This is a genomic window from Paenarthrobacter sp. NPDC057981 (genome assembly GCF_042886835.1).
In the GTDB taxonomy this organism is placed as follows: domain Bacteria; phylum Actinomycetota; class Actinomycetes; order Actinomycetales; family Micrococcaceae; genus Arthrobacter.
The window spans coordinates 34160-58540 of sequence record NZ_JBHVQI010000006.1; the positions used below are offsets into that span (position 1 = coordinate 34160).

Here is a 24381-nt window from a genome sequence, read left to right on the forward strand (position 1 = left end):
TTTGGGTGAGGGGGGGGTGGGTTGTGAGTGAAGGTTGGTGGGGCGGGGTGGGAGAATGGAACCGGTGCCGGCTGCATGCCCCACCGCCCAGTGTTAATACAGCGGGGCTGCCTCCGAAACGGGGTGCCTGCGCGAACCACTACGAAATGGATGACCAATGCCCACGCCCTCTGGCTCCAGCACGCTCAGCAAACCGGCACCGCGCTTTGCCTCGATCGGTTCCCCTTACTTCGGCATCATGTTGGCCGTCATGGCAGTGGTGCTGATCCTCTCCAACATTGGCGCCTCCAAGGGCGTGGTGCTCGGCCCGATCATCACGGACGGAGGGTTCTTCCTCTTCCCGCTGGCCTACATACTGGGCGACGTGATGAGTGAGGTCTACGGCTTCAAAGTGGCGCGCAAGGCGATCATCACCTCCTTCGCGCTCTCCGTGTTCGCGTCGCTTTGCTACTGGGTGATCATCATCCTTCCCGGCTTCAACGACGACTACGGAACTGCCAAGCAGGCAGCCATCGAGGGCGCGCTCGGTCCGGTGCCGCAGATCGTGCTCGCCTCATTGCTGGCTTTCCTGGCAGGACAGACCATCAACTCCTGGATCCTGGTGAAGATGAAGGCGCGCACTGGCGAAAAGAGCCTGTGGGCACGACTGATGGGTTCCTCGGTGGTGGGCGAATTCGTGGACACCCTGATCTTCTGCAGCATTGCGGCGTCAGTGATTGGCATCTCCGACGTGGGCTCGTTCGTCAACTACGTCCTCGTCGGCTTCCTCTACAAGACCGCAGTCGAGTTCATTTTCGTGCCGATCACCGTGCTGGTGGTGGGCTGGATCAAGAAGCGCGAACCGAGCTACGGAGCAGTCGCGGCCTAACCCTCGCCGAGTTCGCCGGAAACGTGCCAATTCGCTGGAAGTTTCCCAACGCCGTCGCACGTTTCCCGCGAACTCGCCGCAATTACGAGTAGTACCGCCCCAGCGTCTCGGCCTTGAACTCGAAGAAGTCCCCGTTTTCAATGGCAAGCCGGGCGTCGTCGACCATCTTCACCACGAAGCGCTCGTTGTGGATGGAGATCAGCGTCGCGGAAAGCATTTCCTTCGCCTTGAACAGGTGATGGATGTACGCGCGGGAGTAATTGGCGCACGCGTAACAGTCGCAGCCTTCCTGCAAGGGGCCGAAATCGGTCTTGTACTTCGCCCCGGACAAGTTGAAGCGCCCGAACGGTGTGTAGAACGCGGAGTTCCGGGCCACGCGGGTGGGGGAGACACAGTCGAAGGTGTCGGCGCCGTTCTCGATGGCCGTGAAGATGTCATCGGGCTCGGAAATGCCCAGCAGGTGACGGGGCTTGTCCTCGGGCAGTTCCTCATTGCACCAACGCACGATCGTCCCCAGGTTTTCCTTCTCCAGCGCCCCGCCGATGCCGTAGCCATCAAAAGGCATCGCCCCGAGGTCGCGGCAGGCTTTGCGGCGCAGGTCCTCGTACTGGGCGCCCTGGATCACGCCGAACAACGCCTGGTACGGCTTCCCCGCGCGGGACTCCGTCAAACGCGAATGCTCCTCCAAGCACCGAAGAGCCCACAACCGCGTCCGTTCCAGCGACTCTTCCTGGTAGCCGCGGGAGTTCTGCAGCGTGGTCAGCTCATCGAAGGCGAACATGATGTCCGCACCGATCTGGTGCTGGACCTTCATGGAGATCTCCGGCGAGAACCTGTGCCGGTCGCCGTTGAGGTGCGACTTGAACCAGACTCCGTCGTCGTCGATGTGCGCCAGCCGTTCCTTGCCGGGGGCCACGGCGTCGTCAGGCCCGGAAGAGTCCACGTTCTTCATGTCGATGACCTTCTTGAACCCGGAACCAAGGCTCATCACCTGGAATCCGCCGGAGTCCGTAAACGTCGGGCCCGACCAGTTCATAAAAGCGCCCAGCCCGCCCGCGGCGTCGAGGATTTCCGGTCCGGGCTGCAGGTAAAGGTGGTAGGCATTGGCCAGCACGGCCTGCGCGCCGAGGTCCGCGATGGACTCAGGCAGCACCGCCTTGACGGTGGCTTTGGTCCCGACGGCGATGAACGCGGGCGTCTGGATGGTCCCGTGCGGTGTGGTGATGGTGCCGGTCCGCCCCAGGAATTCCCCGCCGTTCGCCTCTACGAGGGAGGACGACGGCGAACACGTTTCAGTCAGGCGCTTGCCCACTGCAAAGGAGAACTCGGATTGCCGCTCGGACAAGCCGGGCAGCGAAGGGGACGAAGCAGGAGCAGAGGAGGAAGCTGGCACGCTACCAAGTGTGCCAGCTTTACCGGGAGCAACCTGCCGGATAGGGCCTAGGAGCCGTAGTTTTCAGCCTTCCAGTTGTCCCACGATGACCGGATGTCCGCCAAAGTGTGTGCCCCCAAATCGTAGGTTGAGGCGATGACCATGGACCCGCCGTCGGGCCTCTTTTCCGGAATCGGCAGCTGCTCGGCGACGATCAACAGGCCATCCCCGTGCTCGGCATAACTGTGAACCGTAAGGCCCACCTGATGCCGGCTCTTGAACCAGACTTTGCCGGAGATCTTCTCACCCGTAGCGAGCGTGAGCGAGTACTCCTCACCAACCGGAGGCAGGTCCCCGAGGCCAAGCTTCTCAATCGCCGGACCACCTTTGCCGGGCAGCGACACGAAATGCGTCCGCCGCTGACCGTGGGGGTGCCGCTCCAACGCGAAGCGGAGCTGGTGCAGGAACGTCAGCCAGCCCTGGGTGATGTCCTCGTCCCAGTCGGCCCACTCGGAATCGTGGTCCAAGGCAACTCTTGTGACGCGGACTTCCGTGCCTCCGGAAACAGGGTGGAGCTCAAAGACGTCCCCGCCATTGACCGTTAGGCTCGTGTGCTCGGGTCCTTCCACGACGTCCGTGTTGAAGTAGATCTGTTTGATTTCATCTGCGAGATCGTCGGCTTCCCAACCGTGCCATTGGGCCACCAACGACGGTTCACGCAGCATGGTCCACACCTGCTGCGCATCGGCATTAACCACAACGCTCAGATTGTTCGTCATGGCCCCGAATCTACCGCCGTTCGAGCCCACATAACAGGCCTTGAAATTACCCGGCCCAAGGCGCAGGAAAACTAGGCGCGCACGGATTCCAATTCGCTGTCGATCCGCCTGGCGAGCTCGTCCTCGCTGATGGTTTTCGAGCCGCCGTGTGCCCGCAGGAACAGCAGCGCTTCGAGGCGGAGGAAGCGCCAGTCGCGCTCGGCCTCGTGGTTGCCGTTGTCGATCGCGCGGAAGATTTCCTTGTCATACAGGTTGGGTTCGTTCAGCGAGCGTTGGCGCACTCGCGCGTTGACCCGCGCCTTGAAGGGGTCTTCCTCCTGGGATTCAGGGGCGCGAAGCAGTTTCTCGTACACGGCTGCGCGTTCGCTTTGGCCGGCTTCCCGGCAGATGAAGCTGGAAAGGGCCAGAGCCCGCTCGATCGAGGCCCACCTGTCGAGGTTTCCGTCGAAGGGCAGGACGTTCAGCAGGTCCGCTACAGCCAGGGCGTTGTCCGGGTCGCGCAGCACGATGCAAAGATCGAACGCCAGATTGCTGAGGTCCCTGAGGCAGCTTCCGGACTTGGTGTTGATGCCTTTCGCGAGCCTCTCCGCCAGCACTTGGACGCTGTTCTTACCCTTGTGGTTCGCCGCGGCGGACCGCACCACGGCTTCGGGTGTCCCGTCCGGCTCGGGGATGAGCGCGAGTTCCTCGGCGCTGGGGCCGGTGTACGTGGGTGGGGTTTCGGGCCTCGGGGGCACGACGACGGCGGGCCCGGCGGCCGCGTCGGCGCTGGCTTCCGCGGGGGTACTGGAGTCCGGGGTGACGGCGGCTGGCACGGCGGCCGCATCGGCGTCGTCGTCAATCCCGTCGGCGCCCACGCCTGCGTCGGCGCCCACGGAAACACCGTCCCCTACCGGGACACTGGACCCGACAGCGATCCGCACCGTGCCGCCGTCGCCCATTGTCACGAGCAACAAAGCGGCGACGCCGTAGTCATCATTCTCAACGTCGATACTGACGATTTCCTGGGCCGGCCCGTCGCCGGGTGGGAACACGAAATCCCCTGGCCGCAGGTCCCCAGCCTGCTTTTCCCTGTACTGCTGTGTGGCTGGGCTGTGAGTCATCGGAAATCCTTTGGTTCTCTTGGGGTCCGCCGTCCAGTCTACAAAGACGGGCTGTCAGAGGGGCCGTGACCCGCTAGAGAACGACGCCCGAGAAAGCCAATGCCTGGCGCACGAGGTTCCCGCGCCCGCCGTCGAATTCCTGCTGGACGTTGTCGCTGAGCACTTCCTGCGGCGTCATCCACGTCAGCTCCAAAGCATCCTGCCGGGGTTCGCATTCGCCAGTAACCGGGATGACGTAGGCCAGCGACACGGCGTGTTGGCGTTCGTCGGTGAAGCCCGTCTGGGAGGGAGCCGGGAAGTATTCGGCCACAGTGAAGGGAACCGGGCTGATGGGCAACTGAGGGAACGCCAAGGGCCCAAGATCCTTTTCCATGTGCCGCAGGAGCGCCGCGCGGATGGTCTCGCGGTACAGGACGCGGCCTGAGACGAGGTAGCGGACCATGTTGCCGTCGGCGTCGCCTTGGAGCAGGGTGCCGACTTCGTTGACGTACCCGAGCGGATCCAACCTGACGGGAACAGCCTCCACGTAAACCATGGGCAGACGACCGCGGGCTTCGAAGAGGTCTTCATCGGAAAGCCAGCCTGGATACGGGTCAGGTGTACGTACGCTCATGGTTAAGTTCTACCGCATCCCCGGTGGAAGTTCCGTGGAGGCTTCCCGGTTGCGGGGGCCGTTACGCTCTCGGCGGCATTAGGGGGCCGGTGTGCTTGCGGCGCGGGACTTTTCCACTACTATCGACGCCGGCGCGGAGCCACCGGTCGCATCAGGGTTGGCCACGTAGAGGACATCATCCTCGATCCTCGCGTCCATGCCCGCGGAATGGAGCCGCTCCTGCAGTGGTTCCAGATCGCCGTCGTACTCAAATGCGAGGTCGCCGTTCCCGCTGTCCACGCCGTGGATAACTCGCAGGATTCCGCCGTTTTTGGTGGTGAACGTGGCCGATTCGTCGTCCTGGGTCCGGGGCCGGGCGCCGATGTTCCGGAGATCATTGGCTGCGACACCCACCAGCGGGCTGATCCACGTTGCCACTACCGTCAAGGTTGGATCGGCCTCCGGGGACGTGGCCCACGAGCCGTCTGCTGCACGCTGTGCCGGGAAGGCAAAGAACTCGAACCCGTCATCAGCTGAGATCTGCACTGTGGCGCCGTCCGGCGATTGGTGGACTTCCGCCTGGGTGCCGTCGTCTTCGGTGCGCCGTGCGAATTCCTCCAGATCTCCGACTTCCACGCTGAAGATGGTGCTGGCGTCCAGGGGGTGGCCGTGCTCCACCCGGGCCACGGCAAGGCGGCCGGAACCGGCGTCGAACTCCAGCCAGTCGCCGTCGTCAACGGTCGCTGCCAAGCCCAAGGCGTGCAGCAGCGCGGACCATTGTTCCGGCCGGGAGGTGTAGTGGATGGGGCGGGCTCGCAGCATTGGTCCTCCGGTTTCTGATGGTCGGTTCCCAGCCTATTCCGCGTGGCCGTATCCGTGCCCGCCGCTTCCACAGCAGAATGGGACCATGCCCATCGAGCTTGAGGAATTGATCGTCAAAGACGGTGCCCAATGGCGCGCATGGCTGGCCGATCATGCCGCGGACAGTCCTGGCGTGTGGCTGGTCCTGCACAAAAAGGGCGGCAACGTCACGGAACTGGACTACGACGCCGCCCTGGACGAGGCCCTCTGCTTTGGCTGGATCGACGGCCAGTCCAGGAGCCGCGACGCCGAAAGCTACTTCCAGCGCATGACCCCGCGCGGCCGCCGCAGCATCTGGTCCGCACGGAATGTGGGGCACATCGCCCGCCTCGAAGCCGAAGGCAGGATGACCGACGCTGGCCGCGCGGCCGTCGAGGCCGCCAAAGCCGACGGCCGCTGGGAAGCTGCCTACGCGGGCCCAGCGGACTCGGTGGTACCGGAAGACCTCGCGGCAGCGATCGCCGCGGTTCCGGAGGCACAGGCCATGTTCGACGTCCTCACCTCCCAGAACCGATTCGCCTTGATCCACCGGACGAATCTGGTCAAGCGGGCCGATACACGGGCACGCAAGATCGCAGCTTTTGTGGAGATGCTGGCCCGCCATGAGAGCCCGTATCCGCAAAAGAAGCAGCCGAAACAAACCGAACCCGGCTAGAGCGTGGCGGCGGCCTCGAAAGTCATCCATGCTTGCAGCTGGGTGGAAAGTTCGACGCCGGTACCCGCCGGATAGGTTTCGGCCGCCGGTCGCAGCGGGTCGGGGGAGAAGAGCAGCGGAGGGTTGCCGTGTGCAGTACCTTGCGCAAGTTCAAGTGCTTCACGGCGGCTTGCCCAGAAGGCCTCCGCCGTGGCGCGGACCATGCTCCGCGCCGTTTCGCGCGTTGGCTCGGGCAGCCGGTTGTCCCGCCCTGCCAAGGCCAGATAGCGGACCAGGATGCCGGTAAAGAGGCCGCCATCGCCGGTCCCATCGCCACGGATCACGCGCGTGCCCGGTACCGTCAGCTCGCGGGCGACGGCATCAACCAGGCGTGCGGCCCGGTCAAGGTTTTCCTGCCCGCCCAGTTCCAGCAAGGCCCCGAGGATGGGTCCCTGATTGTAGGTGTACACGGCGTCCTCCAGGACCGTAGCCCCGTTCCTGATCCGGATGCCGTCCTGGTAAACGCCACGCTCAGGATGCAGGAGCCTGGAGTTGAGCCACTGCACCAGTGCTTGCGCCCGTTCACCGTGGCCGGTCCGGGCATAGAAAAGGGCTACGGGAGCGGTGGCCGGGGTGTTCTTGAAGTCCCTCTTGGTGCTCCAGAACGTGCCGCCGCCGAGGTCGTCGGTGGAGGCTGAGTCGAACTGCAGGGTCAACCGCTTCCGGACGTAGGCATTGCGGCGTCGGCCCGGCTTCCTGGTTTCCTCCGCCAGCTTTTCGAGCCTGAGCGTTGAGAGGGCCAACCATGCCATGTCGTCGTAGAAATGGTTCTCGAACCTCAGCAGGTTCCGCAGCCGGATGGTGGTGACCAGCCGGGAGGCGAGCCGTCCCGCGCTCGGGCGGGAGTCGCCGTCGAACCTTGTGCCTGTGGCGAGTTCCCGGCGACCGGCGTCCACCAGGCAATCCACGTAGTGCGCCTGCCACCAGTAATGCCACGGTCCCATCAGGCTCCGGATGCTGTTGCCCGGAATCCTGATGGCGCCGATGTGGGTGCCGGGCAGGAACAAAAGCCGCCTGCCAAAACTGCGGGTCACGGAACGGGCCGCCTGGTTGGCGCGCGCGGCCCATTCGCTGGGGTTCGTTGACGGCTCGGCATGGCTGGTCATTGACCCAGCCTATCGGGGACGCGGGGTGCGCCGGATCACAATTCACTACCGCGTTCAACAGCGATATCGCGCAAGGTCTTTTCTAAGGCGGAGATGACGTTTTGGAGGCGATTTTGACTAACATCGTCCAGTTCGACTGGCTTCCGCAAGGCCAACAGATACTCCACCGCAGTTTGGAATCCTTTCTTGGTAGTTCGCACGACATCATCCTTGGCCGACTGTTCAACGGATAACCGGGTCTCTCGTGTCAGGAGACTCTCGGCTGCGGTTACAGTTGCATCCTCCGAGACCTCCGATAGAGTAAATATTAATGGAGAGATCCACTCGCCAAATAGAGCAATGTATTTGGTCTTTGCACTTTTTCCTGCTGAATCGCCATCGAGTAAGACGATGAAGTTGCGAGACCAGCCTACGTAAAGTTGGATCATCTGCGTAAGTGATCCAGAGCCGGTGCCTGGAAGCAAATATAGTTTCTCATCCCCTGGTTGGCTTGGAAGCAAAACCTCCTTCGCATAGCGAAGAAGCTGATAATCTCCCTTACCTTCGACCATTACGACGTCCGGAACTAGTTCAAGCTTTGACGGCTGGTAATCTAAAACATCAAGGACAGGTTGAAAGTAATCCCGTCGCTTCGGATTTTGCGCTGCAAAGTTTGCATATCGGTCGAGAGCTATATCGGTGTGAGTAGAAATAGTTGCGGCACTGGTGCCATTCATCTCAATTACTGCACGATTCTCCACGACATATGTGCTGTTGAGCCAAGTAGGGTTTATCAGATGGGGGCTATGCGTTGTGTAGATTATGTCGGAAGTTTGGGCGAGCCGCTCCAGGCTTTGAAGGAGCATAGCCTGAGCAGATGAGTGCAAGTTGGACGCGGGCTCATCAAAGAGGAAGACCATGTCACTCGTGTTGCTCCTCCTCTGACCTCGATAAGTAGTCAGGAGTAAATAGACGAAGAACCATCTGAATCCTAGGGACCGGTCCTTGATAGCGAAGATTCCATCATTGTCTTCCAGGAGAAATTCGAGGTAAATTTCTCCATCCTCAACGATCCATTTCAAGACCACTTTCTTGTCGGTCAGTTCCTTGCTAGCAAACATGTCATTCCAAGCTGAAACAACACTCTTCGTTACTTCGCGTCCGAGATTTAGGACAAGTTGATCAAGTAGACGATGGTCCCCGACATCATCGGACAGCGCCCTTTCAATTACATGCGTCTGCATGTCTAAAGTTACATCAGTCGCATGTAAAATGTCCTGAAAAAGATCTCTATAAAGTCTATTGGTTCGACTTTCGTCGCTGGCTTCAGCGGGGTTCAGTAGTACGCGCTGTGGAAAGTCGAATAGAAAGTTGGGAAAATACCATATTTTGGGAATACGTGAGTTGACTACATCGATGATTGTCCGCCATTCTTTAGACGGAGATTGTATTGGCTTATATATTCTCGCGCGCTCACCTTTGCCAGATGCTTTGAGTGGACCCCAGTATGTCTTCCGCTCCGTGAACTTGCTGTTTGTGAAGTTATAGCTAACCCTCACACTGATTTCATCCGATATGCTGTTCATTTGGTATTGATCGCGCTTCTTGAGTTCTCTTCGAATCGCCACGACATCGGTGTCGTCAAGTTGCAAAATCGCCTTTATGTTCACGCTACCGTTAAAGTTTGCTTTTTTGGCTATGGGGATTAGGTCGCTGGCATCAAAGACCTCTTCATCCAGGGTGCGAGGGGTTACGCTTGTCTCGTCTCGTGAGGGGATGAAGTTATAAATGGCGTCAAGGATGGTGGTTTTTCCACTCTCGTTCAGGCCTACGAGCGTGAAAATTCTTGGGCGAGTGCCTCGCACCTCCAGGTCGAGTCGTGCTTCTTGGATACCCTTAAAATTTTCAAATTCGAAGGACTTGAAGCGCATTGTGGGCACCCTTTCAGTCGGAGGATATGTTGTGGTAACGGTATGCCACATCCGCTCCAGTCGTCTGGATTGGCTCGACTGGACTTCCTCCCAGGTCGGAGTGCATAAGCGGGCCTGTAGTAAGCGATGCTCTGGTAGTCGTTCCGGGGTGCGCCGGATCACAATTCCAGTTAACATGCATTAACGGATTTAGGTTCTGCATCAAGGAGGATGGATGGACATCAACGGCACGGTGGCCCTGGTTACTGGCGGCGCCTCGGGTTTGGGAGCGGCCACGGCAAAGCGTCTGTTCGACGCCGGGGCCTCGGTGGTGCTGGTGGATCTGCCCCAGTCAGCGGGCGAGGCATACGCGGCAGAACTGAACGCCCGGAGCGTCGGCGGCAAGGCGGTCTTCGCCCCGGCTGATGTCACCAACGAGGCCCAGATCCAGTCCGCCGTCGACACGGCGTCATCGCTGGGCCCCCTGCGCATCGTGGTCAACTGTGCCGGTATTGCGACGCCGGGCAAGGTTCTTGGGCGGGACGGCGTGCTTCCCCTTGAGACCTTCAACAGGGTCATCCAGATCAACCTCGTGGGTACCTTCAACGTGATCCGACTTGCCGCTGCGGCGATGGCGGAAACCGAACCCGTGTCAACAGAGCTGGGTGGTCCGGAGCGTGGGGTCATCATCAACACCGCATCCGTGGCTGCCTTCGAAGGCCAGATCGGCCAGCCCGCCTACGCAGCCTCCAAAGGGGCAGTAGCTGCCATGACGCTCCCGTTGGCACGTGAGCTGGCGCGCTCGCTGATCCGCGTGGCCACCATCGCTCCGGGCATCTTTGAAACCCCCATGATGGCCGGACTTCCCCAAGCCGCCCAGGACTCGCTGGGGCAGCAGGTTCCCCACCCGGCACGCCTGGGCCGGGCCGCGGAATATGCCAACCTCGCAGCACACATCGTGGAAAACGCCATGTTGAACGGCGAAACCATCCGCCTCGACGGTGCCATCCGGATGGGAATCAAATGATGGGCGACTACAGCGGTGGCCCCGCATCAGTAGGCTCGGCCGGTTCCGCCCCCGTCTCGGTAGCCGGCCTCCCCACTGCGGATTTCTTCGATTTCGAATCGCTCCTCAGTGTCCAGGAACAGCGGAAACTCAACGAACTCCGGGCCTTCCTGGCCACCGAGATCGCACCCTACGCCGGGCAATGGTGGGAGAAGGCGGAATTCCCCGAGCACATCCTGCCCAAGCTCGCCGCACTGCGGCTCAGCGCCCCTGCCCAACGCGGGTACACGCACCTGTTCGCGGGACTTGTGATCGCCGAGATGACGCGCGTGGATACTTCCATCGCGACGTTCTTCATGGTCCACCATGATCTCTTCGTGGAGTCCCTGTACGACTTCGGCAGTGACGCCCAGCAGGACCGCTACCTCGACGACGCCTCGAACCTCCGGACCACAGGCGCCTTCGCGCTCACCGAACCGGACCACGGTTCCGACGTCGCAGGCGGCATGGAAACCACCGCCCGCCGGGTGGAAAGGCCAGCGTCCGACGGCGGCGACTACTGGGTGGTCAACGGCGCCAAACGCTGGATCGGCAACGGGACGTTCTGCGATTACATGCTGGTGTGGGCCAAGGACGAAGCCGACGGAGCCATTCGGGCCTTCATCGTGGACGCGTCCTTGCCCGGCATTACCCGCAGCCGCATCGAGAACAAGATAGCCCTCCGGACAGTGCAGAACGCGGATATTGTTTTCCACGATGTGCACGTTGCCGAGGCTGACCGGTTCTCAGGTATCAGCAGTTTTGCCGACACCAACCACCTGCTGCGGGGATCGCGCATCATGGTGGCGTGGCAGGCTGTAGGCCAGCAACTGGCGGCGTTCGACGTCGCCCGGCAGTACGCCGTCGAGCGTTTGCAGTTCGGTCGTCCGCTGGCGAGGTTCCAACTCGTTCAACAGAACCTGGTGGAAATGCTCGGAAACGCAGTGGCCAGCATGGGGATGATGGTTCGCATCGCACAGCTGCAAGAGGACATATTCACGGATGCCAACGGAGAGCGGCACGGAGGCGCGGACATGGCCCAGGTGGCGCTCGCCAAGGCCTACTGCAGCGCCCGCATGCGCGACACCGTGGCCCGCGGACGGTCCATCCTCGGTGGGAACGGGATCGTCAGCGATTATCGGATGGCCAAAATCTTTGCAGATGCCGAGGCCATCTACACCTACGAGGGCTCGTATGAGATCAACTCACTGATCGCCGGCCGGGCCGTGACGGGCGTGTCCGCCATCGCCTAAGCCGCAGGGATCTTCTCCCCGGCTTCCACCCGGACATCGATCGAGTTGCCCCGGACGGGCATGGGGCAGGTGCCATACGGCGTGAAGGCGCTCGGGTAGTTGATGGCACGGTTGAAATCGATCACCACTGAGCCGTCGGGCCGGGGGCGGGGGATGAAGACTTTGCGCCACTCATCCGTTGTGTCCCCGTTGGTTTCGTCGTGGAAAGTGACGTTGAGCGCGCCAAGCTTTTCCGCCTCGGCATGGAGCCGGATCTCGTGCCCGATGCCAGGGACATGGAAGACAACCTCACCCACTGAACGGTGCACGCCGTCCACCAACGGGTTGGCCGTGCCGATGGGGACATCCTGGGGTTCCGCGTAGGGCTCAAAGCGACCGTTGACCACCCACTCGGGGTTGTAATCGTAGGTGGGCACAGCCGTGAACTCCGTCAGGACAGGAGAGGCGTCATCACGGGTGCGGATGGCGTACTTGTCCGCGCGCATGGCCAATTCCACCACGACCTGCTTGCCGTCCGCACCGCCGTACTGGACCCACATCAGCGACTCTTCATCTTCGAGCACCGCGCTGATGGTTCCGTCAACGTTCTCGCCGGTGGCAACGATCGTGAGGCCCTCCTCGGCTTTGGCTGTCAGGAAGGCCGTTGTCCCGTCCGTCGACCAAAGGCCGGGCGCCAGCTCCACCGGGGACGGCTCCGGGGCGAGCCACTGGAATGACGTCAACGTCAGCCAACCGTGTTCGGTGGCCAAGACTGAATTCCGCCCCTCACGGAACCGCTCCCAACGGGCGAGCAGGGGGTCGGTTGCTGTGGTTGGCGAGCTCATGGTTCTCCTTGGCTGAAGGGCGCGCTGTGTGCACTCCTCTCAACCATGCACCAGGGGGTTGCATTCCCGGACATTGCGGAACGGCGACACGGAACGGCGGCGCGGGACGGCTGCTTGGAACGGCTCGCGCTGGCCCCCAACCCATGCCAGCGCGAGCCGCGTGTGATGGCACGCCAGGAGAGCCCCGGGGTGGTCCATCAAAGAGTCAGTGTCAGTTCTCCGCACTTCATGACGCAGTGGATCCTCAGTTCGATTCGAAGAAGGAGACTACAGGGGCCTTTGCTGCGGACACCGCCGAAGCATCGGACGCCGCCGCAGGATCGGATGCCAGAGGATAGAACGCGATGCGGATTGGTGTGAGCGCGCCGTCCTCAACAGCTTCCAGGGCCGTTTTGCACTGCATCATCCTGGACACGTTGTCTTCGCTGACGGGAAAGAGGACGTGGACCGCGGAGTCCTGGTACATGGCCGTGGCTCCGGTCCCGCTGAGTTGTCCTCTGACGGCCGCTCCAAGGAGAGCCAGCTGGGTCCAACAATGGCTGCGGCTCCCCTGGGGGTCGGGCATCGAGATGACCGCCAGCGCGTACGCCCCTTGACACCCCGTGGCGAACCCCGATACCTCGTGGATCCGGCGTTGGAAATGGGCCTTGGTAGCCAAGCCCGTGTAAACATCGGTGCAGGAAATGGGCGGAGCGGACTCGGCGGCCTCGGCCCAACCCTCGGCCAGCGACTGAAGGGCGTCTACGTCCAGGGATTGATTCGCAGCCGTGAAGAGGGCCCTGAAATCCATCATGGTTTCGCTGATGCCTACGCCATTCCTGGCCCGCGCAGCCCCCAGGGACTTGGCCGTGTTTGCCGGAACGACGGCACGTGTGGCGAGGGACGTTACCACCGTCCGGACCTCCGGCTGGAACCAATCCGAGCGGAACCGCCAGCCTGCCTGGTAGCTGGTGGTTTGCCACCGGCGCAGCAAAAGATGCCGCGGAAAGGCGCATTCGGCAAGTGGCTTTGTCCGGAACGATGTCATATCGGAACAGTGCCCACCGACGCCGTTTCGTGACGACACAGTTCCAAGAGAACGTTGGTAAACATTGTGGACAAATTCGCGTCACGACTTCCAGCTGGCCCCCACTCATCTATATGGGCACGGTTCATTACGTTTTGGGGGCGCTTAGATGGCACGGGGGTCACGCTCGAGCAACACATCAAACCGTGGAGTCAACGACGACGGACATCTGATTGAGCTGGTGCGCAACGGAGACATGTCCGCCTTTAACCACCTTTATGAGCGCCACGTAGCCATCGCCTCTACCGTTGCCAAACGTAATGTGGACAACCCCGGCGATGCGGAAGACGTCGTAGCCGAGGCCTTCCAATCGGTGCTCCGGAGCCTGGTGGCCGGCAAAGGGCCGGACACCTTTTTCCGGGCATATCTGTTATCGACAGTGACCAGGTTGTCGCACCAGCACAATCGTAGGAGCGGCAGGCTGGTTCCCAGTGGCGATGAGTCTTTACTGGACCAAACCATGACCGAGCCGGACGCCGTCGTCGAGGCTTTCGAGTCCACCACGGTGGCGCGGGCGTTCCGGTCGTTGCCCGAACGATGGCAGGCGGTCCTATGGTACTTGGACGTTGAACGCATGAAGCCCGCGGCTGTTGCTCCGATCCTGGGATTGTCTGCCAATGCCGTCTCCGCCTTGGCAGTACGCGCCCGTGAAGGATTGCGGAGACAGTACCTGCAGTTCCACCTTGCCGAAAAAACTGATGGCAACTGCGCAGAGTTCGCTGAGAAGCTCGGCTCCTTCATCCGGGGCGGCCTTTCCCGCAGTGCTGAGCTCAAGGTTCGAAGGCATCTTGAGGGCTGTGCCAAGTGCACGGCAGCCCTCGCTGAGTTGAAAGACGTTCAGGGAACCATGCGTGCCGTACTCCTGCCCCTGATCACGGGCATACCGTTGGCAGCATGGGTGGGAAAAGGTGCGGGGCTTGGGGTGCTGGGCGGGATTTTGCCGGTCAAGGGTTTCCTTGCCGTACCCGCCTTGGCACATCCGGGCGCCATGGCACTCACCACGGCTGCCGCCGTCGGACTGGTGCTGGGTGCCGTGGGAATCGTGGACATCATTGTGCCCGATGCTCCGCAGGAGCCCCAGGCTGTCGAAACGGGCGCCGTGTCTCCGGAGACGAGTCCGTGGCCGTCGACACCCCCACCGCCGCCGAGCACCACCACGGCGCCCACAGTCGAAGTTCCGGCACCCGTGGAAGAGCCACCGGTACCTGTCATCCCGCCGGAGCCGAAGGCCACGCCCGCACCAGTCCCGACGCCGTCCGCGACCACCACGCCCAAACCGCGCACGACGTCGTTGGCAGCCGTCAGCGGTTCAGCAAAGTGGGTCACCACGACGGATCGTAACGGGTCACAGACCTCCAGCGTTTCAAGCTGGGACATCACTTTCACCGCCTCGGGAACCGAACCCCTGGGGAGCGGCAAGGTTGTCCTGGCGCTGGATAACGATGTCCTGATCGGAGCCCAGCCGGTGGCGGCTCCCGCTGGCTGGTCGTGCTCGGCAATAAATTCCAGCGCGGTGTCCTGCGTGACGGATCTGGTCCAGAGAAGCGGCCTCCACTTTCATTTGGAATCGTCGCCTAAAGTGCCCAATGCCGGAGGCCTGCTCAGCTACTCCCTCAGTGGCACTGGTCTTACGACCGCCAACTTTGTCTGCAAATACTGATGGGAGTCGCGATGGTACGGGTAATGGTGACAGGTGTCGGTGGGTCAACAGGGCTTTCGCTGTCACGTCAGCTCAGGGACCTTGGACACTGGGTTCTGGGCGTCGATATGCGGCCGGTCCATGGTTCCGCAGCCGATGCCGTGGCCGTGGTTTCGCCGGTGGACACACCCGGCTACCTGTGGGAACTGCGCGGACTCGTGGCCGCCCACGGCATCGACGTCGTCATTCCGACGCTCAGCGGGGAGTTGGTGGCCGCGGCTGCGGCCCGGAAGGACTTTGCGCCAGGCGCGGAGATGCTGATTGCAGAACCTGCACCGGTGTCCATTGCGACCGACAAGTACCTGACCATGAAGTGCTTGGCCAACGTTGGCGTAGCGGTGCCTGATTTCGGATTGCCGGGAGACTTCAGCTCCATGAATGAGGCGATGGCCAGGATGGGCGGATGGCTGGTGGTGAAACCGCGCGTGTCCCGCGGCGGGCGGGGAGTGCAGGTCCTGGAAAGGCACACCGACGGCGGCCGGAACGCCGAACGCATCTGGCGTACCCTGGACGATTCCTGGCTTGTCCAACGCTTTGCAACAGGAACCGAGTATGCGCCCATGGTGTACCGAAGCGGAGAAGAAGATCGTGGGCACGTGGTGGTTGTGCTGGAAAAAGCTGAGCAGAAGTACGGGCGTTGGGGACGTGCGGGTTCGCTCAGGAGGCTTGAACCGTCGTCGGCATCGGACGTCGCCAGTACCGCAGCAGCGGCGGCAGCGGCGTTGGGCCTGAGTGGGATTGTTGATATGGACATCCGGCGCATGCCTGACGGAACGCCGGTAGTCCTGGAAGTCAATGCACGGTTCGGCCCGAACAGTGCGTATGCGCCGGAGCTCCTGCACCTCACCATGAAGCCCTACGCCGTCAGCCAGGTGGCGGGAGGGCCGTAAATAACTTTACGGCCGGGCGCAACAGCCGGTGCCAAATTTTGAGACGCATTCTTTGCTGGGGTTGGGTCCGGGTAAGATCCCGTAGGAAACAACAGTAATCCGGCTCACAGTATCCAGCGCAGTGTACGGGCCAAACCTCTCCCCGAAGGTATGTATCCATGGTTCACACTGCCCATCAAGACACCGACCTCGCTGCAGAACTGCGCGCCGATGTGCGCCGCGTTTCCACCCTGTTGGGGGAGTCACTGGTCCGGCAGCACGGTCCCGAACTGCTCGAACTCGTGGAGCAGGTCCGCTTGCTGACAAAGGAATCAAAGGAAGCAGCGCGGGGCGGCGCCGACGCCACGGGCCCTTGGAGCGCGCACGACGTCGTTGCCCAGGTCCGTGAATTGCTCGCCTCCCTGCCACTGGAGCAGGCGACCGACCTTGTCCGCGCGTTCGCGTTCTACTTCCACCTCAGCAACGCTGCTGAACAAGTGCACCGGGTGCGCGGGCTCCGTACCCGCCAGGAGAAGGATGGCTGGCTGGCCAAGGCCGTGTCCGAGATCGCCGGACAGGCGGGCCCCCAGGTCCTGCAGGACGTCGTCAACGAGCTGGACGTCCGTCCGATCTTCACGGCGCATCCTACCGAGGCTTCACGACGGTCGGTGCTGGACAAGATCCGGAAGCTCTCGGATGTCCTGGCCCAACCGACGGAGGAAGGGACATCCGCCCGTCGCCGCCAGGACCGTCAGCTGTCCGAAATCATCGACCAGATGTGGCAGACCGACGAACTGCGCAAGGTCCGGCCCACACCTGTGGACGAGGCCCGCAACGCGATCTATTACCTGAACAGCATTCTCACGGACGCCATGCCGGAGATGCTCACAGACCTCGCCGAGCTCCTGGCCGAGCACGGCGTGAAGCTCCCGGCCGCGGGCGCTCCGCTCCGTTTCGGTTCGTGGATTGGTGGAGACCGCGACGGCAACCCGAACGTCACGGCGGCAGTGACCCGCGAAATCCTGCAGCTCCAAAACCAGAACGCAGTCCGTATCGGTATCGCGCTCATCGATGACCTGATCTCTGTCCTGTCCAACTCGACCGCTCTGTTCGGTGCGGACCAGGAGTTGCTGGACTCGATCGAGGTCGACCTGAAGAACCTGCCGGGCCTGGACAAACGCATCCTTGAGCTGAACGCCCAGGAACCATACCGGCTCAAGCTCACGTGCATCAAGGCAAAGCTCATCAACACGGGCCGGCGTATCGCGGCCTCGACCCATCACGAGCCGGGCCGGGATTACTCCACGACGCCGGAGCTGCTCGCCGAGTTCGGTCTTCTGGAAGCCTCGCTTCGGAACCACTCTGCGGGACTGGTGGCCGACGGTGCCCTGGCACGCGTCCGCCGGGCCATCGCCGCTTTCGGCCTCCACCTGGCCACCCTCGACATCCGTGAGCATGCCGACTACCACCATGACGCCGTCGGGCAGCTGGTGGACCGGCTGGGAACTGAAAAGCCGTACGGAGACCTGACCCGTGAGGAGCGGTTCGAATTCCTTGGCGCCGAGCTCGCGTCGCGCAGGCCGCTTTCCGGCCACCCGATCAAACTTGAGGGAACGGCTGACGGCACCTATGACGTCTTCCGCAGCATCCGGCAGGCACTGCACACTTATGGCCCGGACGTGGTGGAGACGTACATCATCTCGATGACCCGCGGTGCCGACGACGTCCTGGCCGCTGCAGTGTTGGCCCGCGAAGCCGGCCTGATCGATCTCTTCGGCGCAAAGCCCCACGCCAAGATCGGTTTCGCTCCGTTGTTGGAAACCGTGGAAGAACTGCGTGCCTCGGCGGAGATCGTGGACCAGTTGTTGTCCGATCCCTCCTACCGTGAGCTGGTCCGTCTCCGTGGGGACATCCAGGAAATCATGCTCGGTTACTCGGACTCCAACAAGGAATCCGGCGTGATGACCAGCCAGTGGGAGATTCACAAGACCCAGCGGAAGCTGCGCGATGTTGCTGCCAAGCATGGCGTGCGCGTCCGCTTGTTCCATGGCCGCGGTGGTTCCGTGGGCCGTGGCGGCGGACCCACCTACGACGCCATCATGGCCCAGCCGAACGGTGTCCTTGAAGGGGAAATCAAGTTCACCGAGCAGGGCGAAGTCATCTCCGACAAGTACTCCTTGCCCGACCTTGCCCGGGAAAACCTTGAGCTTTCACTGGCCGCAGTCATGCAGGGCTCGGCACTGCACCGCACCCCCCGGACCTCCGAAGACGAGCGTGAACGCTACGCCAACGTCATGGAGACCATTTCCGACGCCGCGTTTGCCCGCTACCGCGAGCTCATCGACGATCCCGACCTCCCGGCCTACTTCCTGTCCTCAACTCCGGTGGAGCAGCTCGGTTCCCTCAACATCGGATCGCGGCCGTCCAAGCGTCCGGACTCCGGCGCAGGACTCGGTGGCCTGCGCGCCATTCCGTGGGTCTTCGGGTGGACGCAGTCCCGCCAGATCGTGCCGGGCTGGTTCGGAGTTGGCTCCGGATTGAAGGCCGCCCGCGAGGCCGGCGACACCGGGCAGCTCAGCGAGATGATGGACCGCTGGCACTTCTTCCGCTCGGTCATCTCCAACGTTGAGATGACCCTGGCCAAAACGGACATGGAAATCGCGGGACACTACGTTTCCTCGCTGGTCCCGGAGGAACTGCACCGCTTGTTCCACATGATTCGGGATGAGTACGAGCTCACGGTGGCTGAGGTGGAACGGCTTACCGGCGAGATCGAGTTGCTGGACGCCCAGCCAACGCTGAAGCGTTCCTTGGAGATCCGGGACCAGTACCTGGACCCGATCAGCTACCTGCAGGTGGAACTTCTCCGCCGTGTCCGCGAGGAGTCCGTCTCCGGCGCCGAAATCGACGAGCGGCTGCAGCGGGCCATGCTCATCACCGTCAATGGTGTGGCGGCCGGCCTGCGCAACACCGGCTAGACCCTCGGTCACATCCCCCGGGATAAATCGGATCCCTCCCTCACCCGATGAGGGAGGGATCGGTTCAAGGGGGTGGAATGTGAGAGAGCGTTAGGGTGGTGGGATGCCGTCGTTCCAAACCAAGCTGAAGATCACTGGCCTCAAACCGGGAAACGCTCCGGAGTCCGTCATGGCCGCGGCGATCGAGGCCCTGGAAACCCGCCACCATGTTGAATCCAACCAGTTGGACATCGTGGGCGGCGTTCCGCAGATCAGCCTGCGCTTCACGGTGAATGACCGCGATTACGCAGGTGAGAACGACGATGCCCTGACATCTGCCGCCATGATGCGCGACGCCGTCGAACGTGTTGCTGTTACCGGCAGCCTGTACGTGCTGCGCCGCAGCCGTGGCCGCTGGTCGCCGGTCTAGCTTTCTTCCGGTCGCGCAACGCTGCCGGGCCCGTCGGCGTCGAACGGCTCATCCACCGGAGAGCGGGACCCGCGCCGCCGTGTGACGATCAGGCCTACCACCACGCCGATCACCAAGCCGACGCCCACCCCGATGAGCGAGCTGGCCCAGAACGGGAGCTTGGTAGCCGAGCCGGTGAAGTAGCCCAGTCCCACTTGCCACACCGCCCACAGGACGCCGCCGAGGCTCGCGCAAAAACCGAATCCGCGGATGGAGACGTTGGCGATTCCGGCTGCCGCCGACGTCGCCAGCCGGCCGCCCGGGATGAACCGCGCGCCGATGATGGCGCCGTAGGTGGACGAACGCCCCGCTTTGGCGATCGCTTCATGGATACCGCGGTGAACGCGGCGGCCCCACGACCAGCGGTCCAGGACGTGGCTGATCCTCCGCTTGAAGAGCATGAACACCGCCATGTCGCCGAGCCAGGAAGCGAACGCGGCGAGGAAAAGGATCAGCCAGAAGTTGGCATGCCCGTCTGCTGCGAGCGCTCCGCCGGTGATGACCACCATCTCGGAGGGGATCGGCGGGAAGATGGCATCGCCCAGCACAATGGGGACGATCCACAGGTAGATTGCGGATCCCCAGGTCTCCGGGGCGGTGATGTCCATGCGCACAAATTACCGCACTTGCCGGGTCCGCCGCTCGGACGCGAGACTGTGGGCATGCGCATCGACATCCTGCAGGGGGACATCACCACCCGTTCAGTGGACGCAATCGTCAATGCGGCCAATGCGTCGCTGCTCGGCGGCGGGGGAGTGGACGGCGCCATTCACCGGGCCGCCGGACCGGAGCTTTTGGAGGCTTGCCGCGAATTGCGCCGCACCCAATTGCCCGGCGGACTGCAGGTGGGGGCCGCCGTCGCGACGCCAGGTTTCAGGCTCCCGGCGCAGTGGGTGATCCACACGGTGGGACCGAACCGGCACGCCGGACAGACCGACCCGGCGCTGCTGGGCTCCTGCTTCCGCGAGAGCCTGGTGGTGGCTGCCGGCCTGGGTGCCCGGTCGGTTGCCTTTCCCGCGATCAGCGCCGGTATTTACGGTTGGGACGCCCGCCAGGTTGCGGAGGTAGCGTTCGACGCCGTTGATCAGTTTGCGTCGTCTGTTGCGGTAGGTGAAACGCAGGACAGCCCGCTGGAGTTGGTGGAGTTTGTGCTGTTCTCGGAGGACACGACGGCGGTCTTCCGCTCAGCCTTTGACCGCTGAAAGCAACGCGGGGTCACTTATGGCCCGTGTTGCGGCCAATCATGGGCCATATCTGACCCCGCGTTGCTTCAGGAGGGGTGGGCTTCGCTGAGTTCCAGTTGGCTCCGGTACTCCACGGGCTTCTTGGTGATGGGGTCCACGAACGTGATCCCGCGGGCCAGGAGTTGGAGCGGCTTGCTGTAGTCGTCCGGGGCCTTGTCCAGCAGCTCCGGGTAGAAGGCGTCGTTGACGATTCCCAGGCCGAGTGAGGCCATGTGCACCCGCAGCTGGTGCGTCTTGCCGGTGTGGGGTTCCAGCCGGTAGAGGGCGCGCCGCTGAGTGCCGGCGTCGAACGTTTTTGTCTGTTCTATGCGCGTCTCCGCGTTCGGTTCGCCGTCGATGATTTCGGCCAGCAGGTAGCTGCGCGACTTGGTCATGCGGTTGCGGACCGTGGCGGGGAATTCGACGTCGGGATAGCCGGCGGCGGGCGTCGCGGCGGACACACACTCGTATTCCTTCTGGACCTGGCGCTTTTCGAAGAGCACCTGGTACTTGCCCCGTGTCTCCGGGTTGGTGGAGAGGAGCAGCAGGCCCGCGGTCATCCGGTCCAAGCGGTGCATGGGGATGAGGTCCGGCAGATCCAGCTGGTTCCGGAGCCGGACCAGCGCCGATTCCTGAATGTAGGTGCCGCCCGGGGTGGTGGGCAGGAAGTGCGGCTTGTCCACAACGAGGATGTGCTCGTCCTGGTGGAGGATGGTGATTTCCACGGGCAAGCGGGTTTCCGGGGGCAGCGTGCGGTAGTACCAGATGAAGGTGTGGTCCTCCAGCTTGGTGGTCCGCGTCAGGGGTACGCCGCCTTCGCCCACGATTTCACCGGCGTCAAAACGGTCCTCGATGCCCTGGGGGTCGATGTGTCCCCAACGATGCATCATGTAGTCCATCGCAGTGTCCCAGGGGCCCTCGTCCGGGAGGCGGAGGCGGGTGGCGTTCACGCCGTCACGCACGGGGAGGGGGGATTGCATCACCGGACAATTCTACGTTGCTGGCGTTGCGTCTACTTTGTCTGCGTTGTGGGGCCCGCTTTGCGCCCTATTCGAGGCTCGTAGGGCGCAGAGCGGGCCTCGCAACGGGAGGAACCTCCGAACACAAAAAAGTTCTTGACAAGAAAATTTGTCGGTAGGCATACTTGAAGCATGTTGGACATCGAAGTGATCGAGGACGCGGCAGCAGCGGAAGCTTCGCTGGACCCCATCCGAACACGCATCCTCCAGGAGCTGGTGGAGCCGGCATCGGCGACACAGTTGGCCGCCAAGGTCGGCCTGCCGCGGCAGAAAGTGAACTACCACCTCAAGGCTTTGGAGCGTCATGGCTTGGTGGAACTGGTGGAGGAGCGCCGCAAGGGCAACGTCACCGAGCGCGTACTGCGTGCGACGGCGGCGTCCTACCTGATCTCGCCGACGGCGCTGGCCTCCGTTGCGCCGGATCCACGGCGTTTCGCGGACCGCTTCTCCGCGTTTTGGCTGCTGGCGCTCGCTTCACGCACTGTCCAGGAGATGGGCAAGCTCATTTCCGGCGCTGCCGCAGCCAAGAAAAAGCTGGCCAGCTTCGCGATCGACGGCCAGATCACCTTCCGCTCCGCCGCGGAACGCGCCGCGTTCGCAGAGGAACTCGGGGTGGCGGTGACGCGCCTGGTGGATAAATACCACGACGCCGGTCCTGCCGCCCAGGCGGGTGGCGGACGCAAGCACCGGCTCGTCGTCGTCCTTCATCCCGCCCTGAAAACCACACCACAAACCGCTCCCGCAGGGGAACCTTCAGCAGACAAGGACCAAAGCAATGACTGACAACCGGAAATTCGAAATCGTGGCCGATACCGAGCTGCCCGGCACCCCCGAGCGCGTGTGGAACGCCGTCACCGCAGACACGCCGGCCTGGATGTTCCCCACGGACCAGTGGCCCGCCGTGCGGACGGTGGAAGAGTACCCCACGCATCTGGTGTCGCGCATGGACGGCCCCGACGGCTGGTTCAACCAACTCGAGCACGTTCTGGAGCCGCTCGAAGGTGGGCGCGCCAAGCTGCATTACGTGCACAGCGGGATCTTCGCCGACAACTGGGACGAGCAGTACGACGGCGCCAGCAAGCACACCCGCTTCTACCTGCACACCTTGGGCCAGTACTTGCAGTTCTTCGACGGCAAGCCCGTGACATTCACGGACATCCAGGCGCCTGCGTCGTCGCAAACGCCGGATGGTTTCGTTCAGCTGAAGAAGGCTCTGGGGGTTGATGGAACCGCTGCCGGGACTGCTGTTGACTTGGAGCTCGACGGCGTTGGGCGGCTGAGTGGAGAAGTGGACTTCTCGGATGGGAACTTCCTCGGCTTGCGGACCGCGGATGCGATGTACCGGTTCTTCGGCCGCAATGTCTTTGGTGCTCCCGTGGGGATGACCGTGCACGACTTCAGTGGTTCAGGAGACTCGGAGCTGACCGCGAAAAGCTGGGGTGCGTTCCTGGAGAAGGTGTACGCGTAGGGTCCGGACCCGTTCCCGCGCCTGGGTTCCTTAGGGGGCCCAGGCGCGGGCCACTCCTTCAAGGGCGGCATCGTAGATGGCCGCCCAGTCTGTGTCCGGCTGGTTCATTTGTGCCAGCTCCAGGCTTACCAGGCCGTGGACCTGGCCCCAGATGGCCATCGCGACCACTATGGGGTCCCCGGCCCGGAGCCTTCCGGCCTCCTGCGCTGAGGTGACCGCCTCAACAAGGGGGAGCATCGAGTCGGAGGCGACATCCGGCGTCGGGCTGCATTCAACATAGGACGCCAGAGCGCCGCCGAACATGAGCCGGTACAGGGCCGGATGCTCCAAGGCCCACGTGCGATAGGCCCGGCCGAGATTCGGCAGTCCGCCCGCCGCCGCCTCGCGCTGGGATTCGCCGAACGAGCGGAAGCCATCGTCGATGGCCGCCGTCAGCAGCTGGGCCTTGCCGCCGAAGAGCGAGTAGATGGCCGACGTCGAGGTTTCCGCGGCGGATGCGACGTCGCGCAACGTGACGCGGGCGGGGCCGTCCCGGTCGACGAGATCGGCGGTGACTGCCAGAAGCCGTTGCTGGACCAGGTGGTCGTGGACGATGGGTCTTGCCATGCCTCCCATTGTTTCATAACATCGTTTTATAACCGTGTTACGAAACTGGGTTACATCCACGAACAAAGGATTGCCATGGCACAGGAGATCTTCCCCGGACGCTTTACGGCGGACGTGGGGCGCGGCGAAGTGACCGTGTTCCTCATCGGTATGCGGGCCAACAGGTGGTGGAAGATTGGCCGCGTGGCCCAGGTCGCCTCGGCCATGCCCGCGATGATGCAGCACTTGGCCACCAATCCGGACGCGGGGCTTCTCGGCAGTGAGCAGTGGTTCGGGCGCACCACGATCATCGTGAGCTATTGGGAAAGCCCGGAGCACCTGAGGCGCTTTGCTGCGGACCGGGATTCGCCCCACCTTGGGCCGTGGCGGAAGTTCATGAAGGAGATCGCAGGCAGCGGCGATGTGGGCGTCTGGCACGAAACGTACCAGGTGCCGACGTCGGGTATTGAAGTGGTGTACAACGGCATGCCGGCCTTCGGACTGGCGAAGGCGACATCGCATGTTCCGGTTGGCCCAGGCACCAACACCGCAAAGCAGCGGATGCGTTCAGCGGCCACCTCACCCAACTAGGGGACAGCAAACGTCGCTACGGAGCCTCATTGGAGCAAGAGCTGTCCCC

24 protein-coding genes are annotated in these 24381 nt (G+C 62.8%); 12 read left to right on the forward strand and 12 right to left on the reverse strand.

Features of this window, described 5'->3' with window-relative positions; genetic code table 11:
* The first annotated feature begins 157 nt into the window (after positions 1–157).
* Positions 158–868: a queuosine precursor transporter gene (locus ACFVSI_RS08285; protein WP_387821824.1), complete on the forward strand. Its 711-nt coding sequence runs from the start codon at positions 158–160 to the stop codon at positions 866–868.
* Between the two features lie 82 nt (positions 869–950).
* On the opposite strand, the gene tgt is transcribed toward ACFVSI_RS08285, so the two are convergent.
* From tgt to ACFVSI_RS08310, 5 genes are all read right to left on the reverse strand, one after another.
* Positions 951–2261, reverse strand: a complete 1311-nt coding sequence (gene tgt, locus ACFVSI_RS08290) for a tRNA guanosine(34) transglycosylase Tgt (protein ID WP_387821825.1) — start codon at positions 2259–2261, stop codon at positions 951–953.
* Between the two features lie 47 nt (positions 2262–2308).
* Positions 2309–3019: an SRPBCC domain-containing protein gene (locus ACFVSI_RS08295; protein WP_377547176.1), complete on the reverse strand. Its 711-nt coding sequence runs from the start codon at positions 3017–3019 to the stop codon at positions 2309–2311.
* A gap of 71 nt (positions 3020–3090) precedes the next feature.
* Positions 3091–4122: a DUF6707 family protein gene (locus ACFVSI_RS08300; RefSeq protein ID WP_387821826.1), complete on the reverse strand. Its 1032-nt coding sequence runs from the start codon at positions 4120–4122 to the stop codon at positions 3091–3093.
* A 73-nt stretch (positions 4123–4195) separates the two neighbouring features.
* Positions 4196–4735: an NUDIX hydrolase family protein gene (locus ACFVSI_RS08305; RefSeq protein ID WP_144661505.1), complete on the reverse strand. Its 540-nt coding sequence runs from the start codon at positions 4733–4735 to the stop codon at positions 4196–4198.
* A gap of 78 nt (positions 4736–4813) precedes the next feature.
* Positions 4814–5536, reverse strand: coding sequence for a hypothetical protein (locus ACFVSI_RS08310; RefSeq protein WP_387821827.1), 723 nt, complete (start codon positions 5534–5536; stop codon positions 4814–4816).
* An 85-nt stretch (positions 5537–5621) separates the two neighbouring features.
* Between ACFVSI_RS08310 and ACFVSI_RS08315 the strand changes: the two genes are divergently transcribed.
* On the forward strand, positions 5622–6230 hold the full coding sequence (locus ACFVSI_RS08315) for a YdeI family protein (RefSeq protein ID WP_387821829.1): 609 nt from the start codon (positions 5622–5624) through the stop codon (positions 6228–6230).
* Here the strand turns inward: ACFVSI_RS08315 and ACFVSI_RS08320 are convergent.
* Together ACFVSI_RS08320 and ACFVSI_RS08325 are read right to left on the reverse strand one after the other, a co-directional pair.
* The gene (locus ACFVSI_RS08320; protein ID WP_387821831.1) at positions 6227–7375 is read right to left on the reverse strand and encodes a glycoside hydrolase family 76 protein; all 1149 of its coding nucleotides are present in this window, start codon (positions 7373–7375) and stop codon (positions 6227–6229) included. The two genes, ACFVSI_RS08315 and ACFVSI_RS08320, sit on opposite strands and share 4 nt — an antisense overlap.
* Positions 7376–7410: 35 nt before the next feature.
* Positions 7411–9285 (reverse strand): ATP-dependent endonuclease, encoded by a 1875-nt coding sequence (locus ACFVSI_RS08325; protein WP_387821832.1) that lies wholly within the window; start codon positions 9283–9285, stop codon positions 7411–7413.
* Positions 9286–9499: 214 nt separating this feature from the next.
* Here ACFVSI_RS08325 and ACFVSI_RS08330 point away from each other — a divergent pair, with 214 nt between their 5' ends.
* Together ACFVSI_RS08330 and ACFVSI_RS08335 are read left to right on the forward strand one after the other, a co-directional pair.
* Positions 9500–10291 (forward strand): SDR family NAD(P)-dependent oxidoreductase, encoded by a 792-nt coding sequence (locus tag ACFVSI_RS08330; protein ID WP_387821833.1) that lies wholly within the window; start codon positions 9500–9502, stop codon positions 10289–10291.
* Positions 10291–11562: an acyl-CoA dehydrogenase family protein gene (locus ACFVSI_RS08335; protein WP_387822104.1), complete on the forward strand. Its 1272-nt coding sequence runs from the start codon at positions 10291–10293 to the stop codon at positions 11560–11562. The genes ACFVSI_RS08330 and ACFVSI_RS08335 overlap by 1 nt, the downstream gene beginning before the upstream one ends.
* Here the strand turns inward: ACFVSI_RS08335 and ACFVSI_RS08340 are convergent.
* Both ACFVSI_RS08340 and ACFVSI_RS08345 read right to left on the reverse strand, forming a co-directional pair.
* Positions 11559–12386, reverse strand: a complete 828-nt coding sequence (locus tag ACFVSI_RS08340) for a DUF1684 domain-containing protein (RefSeq protein WP_387821835.1) — start codon at positions 12384–12386, stop codon at positions 11559–11561. The genes ACFVSI_RS08335 and ACFVSI_RS08340 overlap by 4 nt on opposite strands.
* A gap of 244 nt (positions 12387–12630) precedes the next feature.
* Positions 12631–13413, reverse strand: a complete 783-nt coding sequence (locus tag ACFVSI_RS08345; protein ID WP_387821838.1) for a hypothetical protein — start codon at positions 13411–13413, stop codon at positions 12631–12633.
* A 235-nt stretch (positions 13414–13648) separates the two neighbouring features.
* Between ACFVSI_RS08345 and ACFVSI_RS08350 the strand changes: the two genes are divergently transcribed.
* The 4 genes from ACFVSI_RS08350 (at position 13649) to ACFVSI_RS08365 (ending at position 19407) form a co-directional block, all read left to right on the forward strand.
* A complete protein-coding gene (locus ACFVSI_RS08350; RefSeq protein WP_387821840.1) occupies positions 13649–15112 on the forward strand; it encodes a sigma-70 family RNA polymerase sigma factor in 1464 nt (487 codons plus the stop codon).
* A gap of 23 nt (positions 15113–15135) precedes the next feature.
* Positions 15136–16041, forward strand: coding sequence for an ATP-grasp domain-containing protein (locus ACFVSI_RS08355; protein ID WP_387821843.1), 906 nt, complete (start codon positions 15136–15138; stop codon positions 16039–16041).
* 158 nt (positions 16042–16199) lie between these two features.
* On the forward strand, positions 16200–18998 hold the full coding sequence (gene ppc / locus ACFVSI_RS08360) for a phosphoenolpyruvate carboxylase (protein ID WP_387821846.1): 2799 nt from the start codon (positions 16200–16202) through the stop codon (positions 18996–18998).
* 103 nt (positions 18999–19101) lie between these two features.
* Complete coding sequence (locus ACFVSI_RS08365) at positions 19102–19407, forward strand: hypothetical protein (protein WP_144661514.1); 306 nt, start codon at positions 19102–19104, stop codon at positions 19405–19407.
* Here the strand turns inward: ACFVSI_RS08365 and ACFVSI_RS08370 are convergent.
* A complete protein-coding gene (locus ACFVSI_RS08370; RefSeq protein ID WP_387821849.1) occupies positions 19404–20054 on the reverse strand; it encodes a DedA family protein in 651 nt (216 codons plus the stop codon). The two genes, ACFVSI_RS08365 and ACFVSI_RS08370, sit on opposite strands and share 4 nt — an antisense overlap.
* Before the next feature lie 54 nt (positions 20055–20108).
* Between ACFVSI_RS08370 and ACFVSI_RS08375 the strand changes: the two genes are divergently transcribed.
* The gene (locus tag ACFVSI_RS08375) at positions 20109–20648 is read left to right on the forward strand and encodes an O-acetyl-ADP-ribose deacetylase (protein WP_387821852.1); all 540 of its coding nucleotides are present in this window, start codon (positions 20109–20111) and stop codon (positions 20646–20648) included.
* Positions 20649–20716: 68 nt separating this feature from the next.
* Here ACFVSI_RS08375 and ACFVSI_RS08380 read toward each other — a convergent pair whose 3' ends face one another.
* Positions 20717–21649 carry an RluA family pseudouridine synthase gene (locus ACFVSI_RS08380; protein ID WP_387822107.1) on the reverse strand — a complete coding sequence of 311 codons (933 nt, stop codon included), beginning with the start codon at positions 21647–21649 and terminating at the stop codon, positions 20717–20719.
* 171 nt (positions 21650–21820) lie between these two features.
* On the opposite strand from ACFVSI_RS08380, the gene ACFVSI_RS08385 reads away from it, so the two are divergent.
* Both ACFVSI_RS08385 and ACFVSI_RS08390 read left to right on the forward strand, forming a co-directional pair.
* Positions 21821–22471 (forward strand): ArsR/SmtB family transcription factor, encoded by a 651-nt coding sequence (locus ACFVSI_RS08385; RefSeq protein WP_387821855.1) that lies wholly within the window; start codon positions 21821–21823, stop codon positions 22469–22471.
* Positions 22464–23156, forward strand: a complete 693-nt coding sequence (locus tag ACFVSI_RS08390; protein ID WP_387821857.1) for an SRPBCC domain-containing protein — start codon at positions 22464–22466, stop codon at positions 23154–23156. The genes ACFVSI_RS08385 and ACFVSI_RS08390 overlap by 8 nt, the downstream gene beginning before the upstream one ends.
* A gap of 30 nt (positions 23157–23186) precedes the next feature.
* Here ACFVSI_RS08390 and ACFVSI_RS08395 read toward each other — a convergent pair whose 3' ends face one another.
* A complete protein-coding gene (locus tag ACFVSI_RS08395; RefSeq protein ID WP_387821860.1) occupies positions 23187–23762 on the reverse strand; it encodes a TetR/AcrR family transcriptional regulator in 576 nt (191 codons plus the stop codon).
* A gap of 75 nt (positions 23763–23837) precedes the next feature.
* Here ACFVSI_RS08395 and ACFVSI_RS08400 point away from each other — a divergent pair, with 75 nt between their 5' ends.
* Positions 23838–24332 carry a DUF4188 domain-containing protein gene (locus ACFVSI_RS08400; RefSeq protein ID WP_387821863.1) on the forward strand — a complete coding sequence of 165 codons (495 nt, stop codon included), beginning with the start codon at positions 23838–23840 and terminating at the stop codon, positions 24330–24332.
* Positions 24333–24381: the final 49 nt, after the last annotated feature.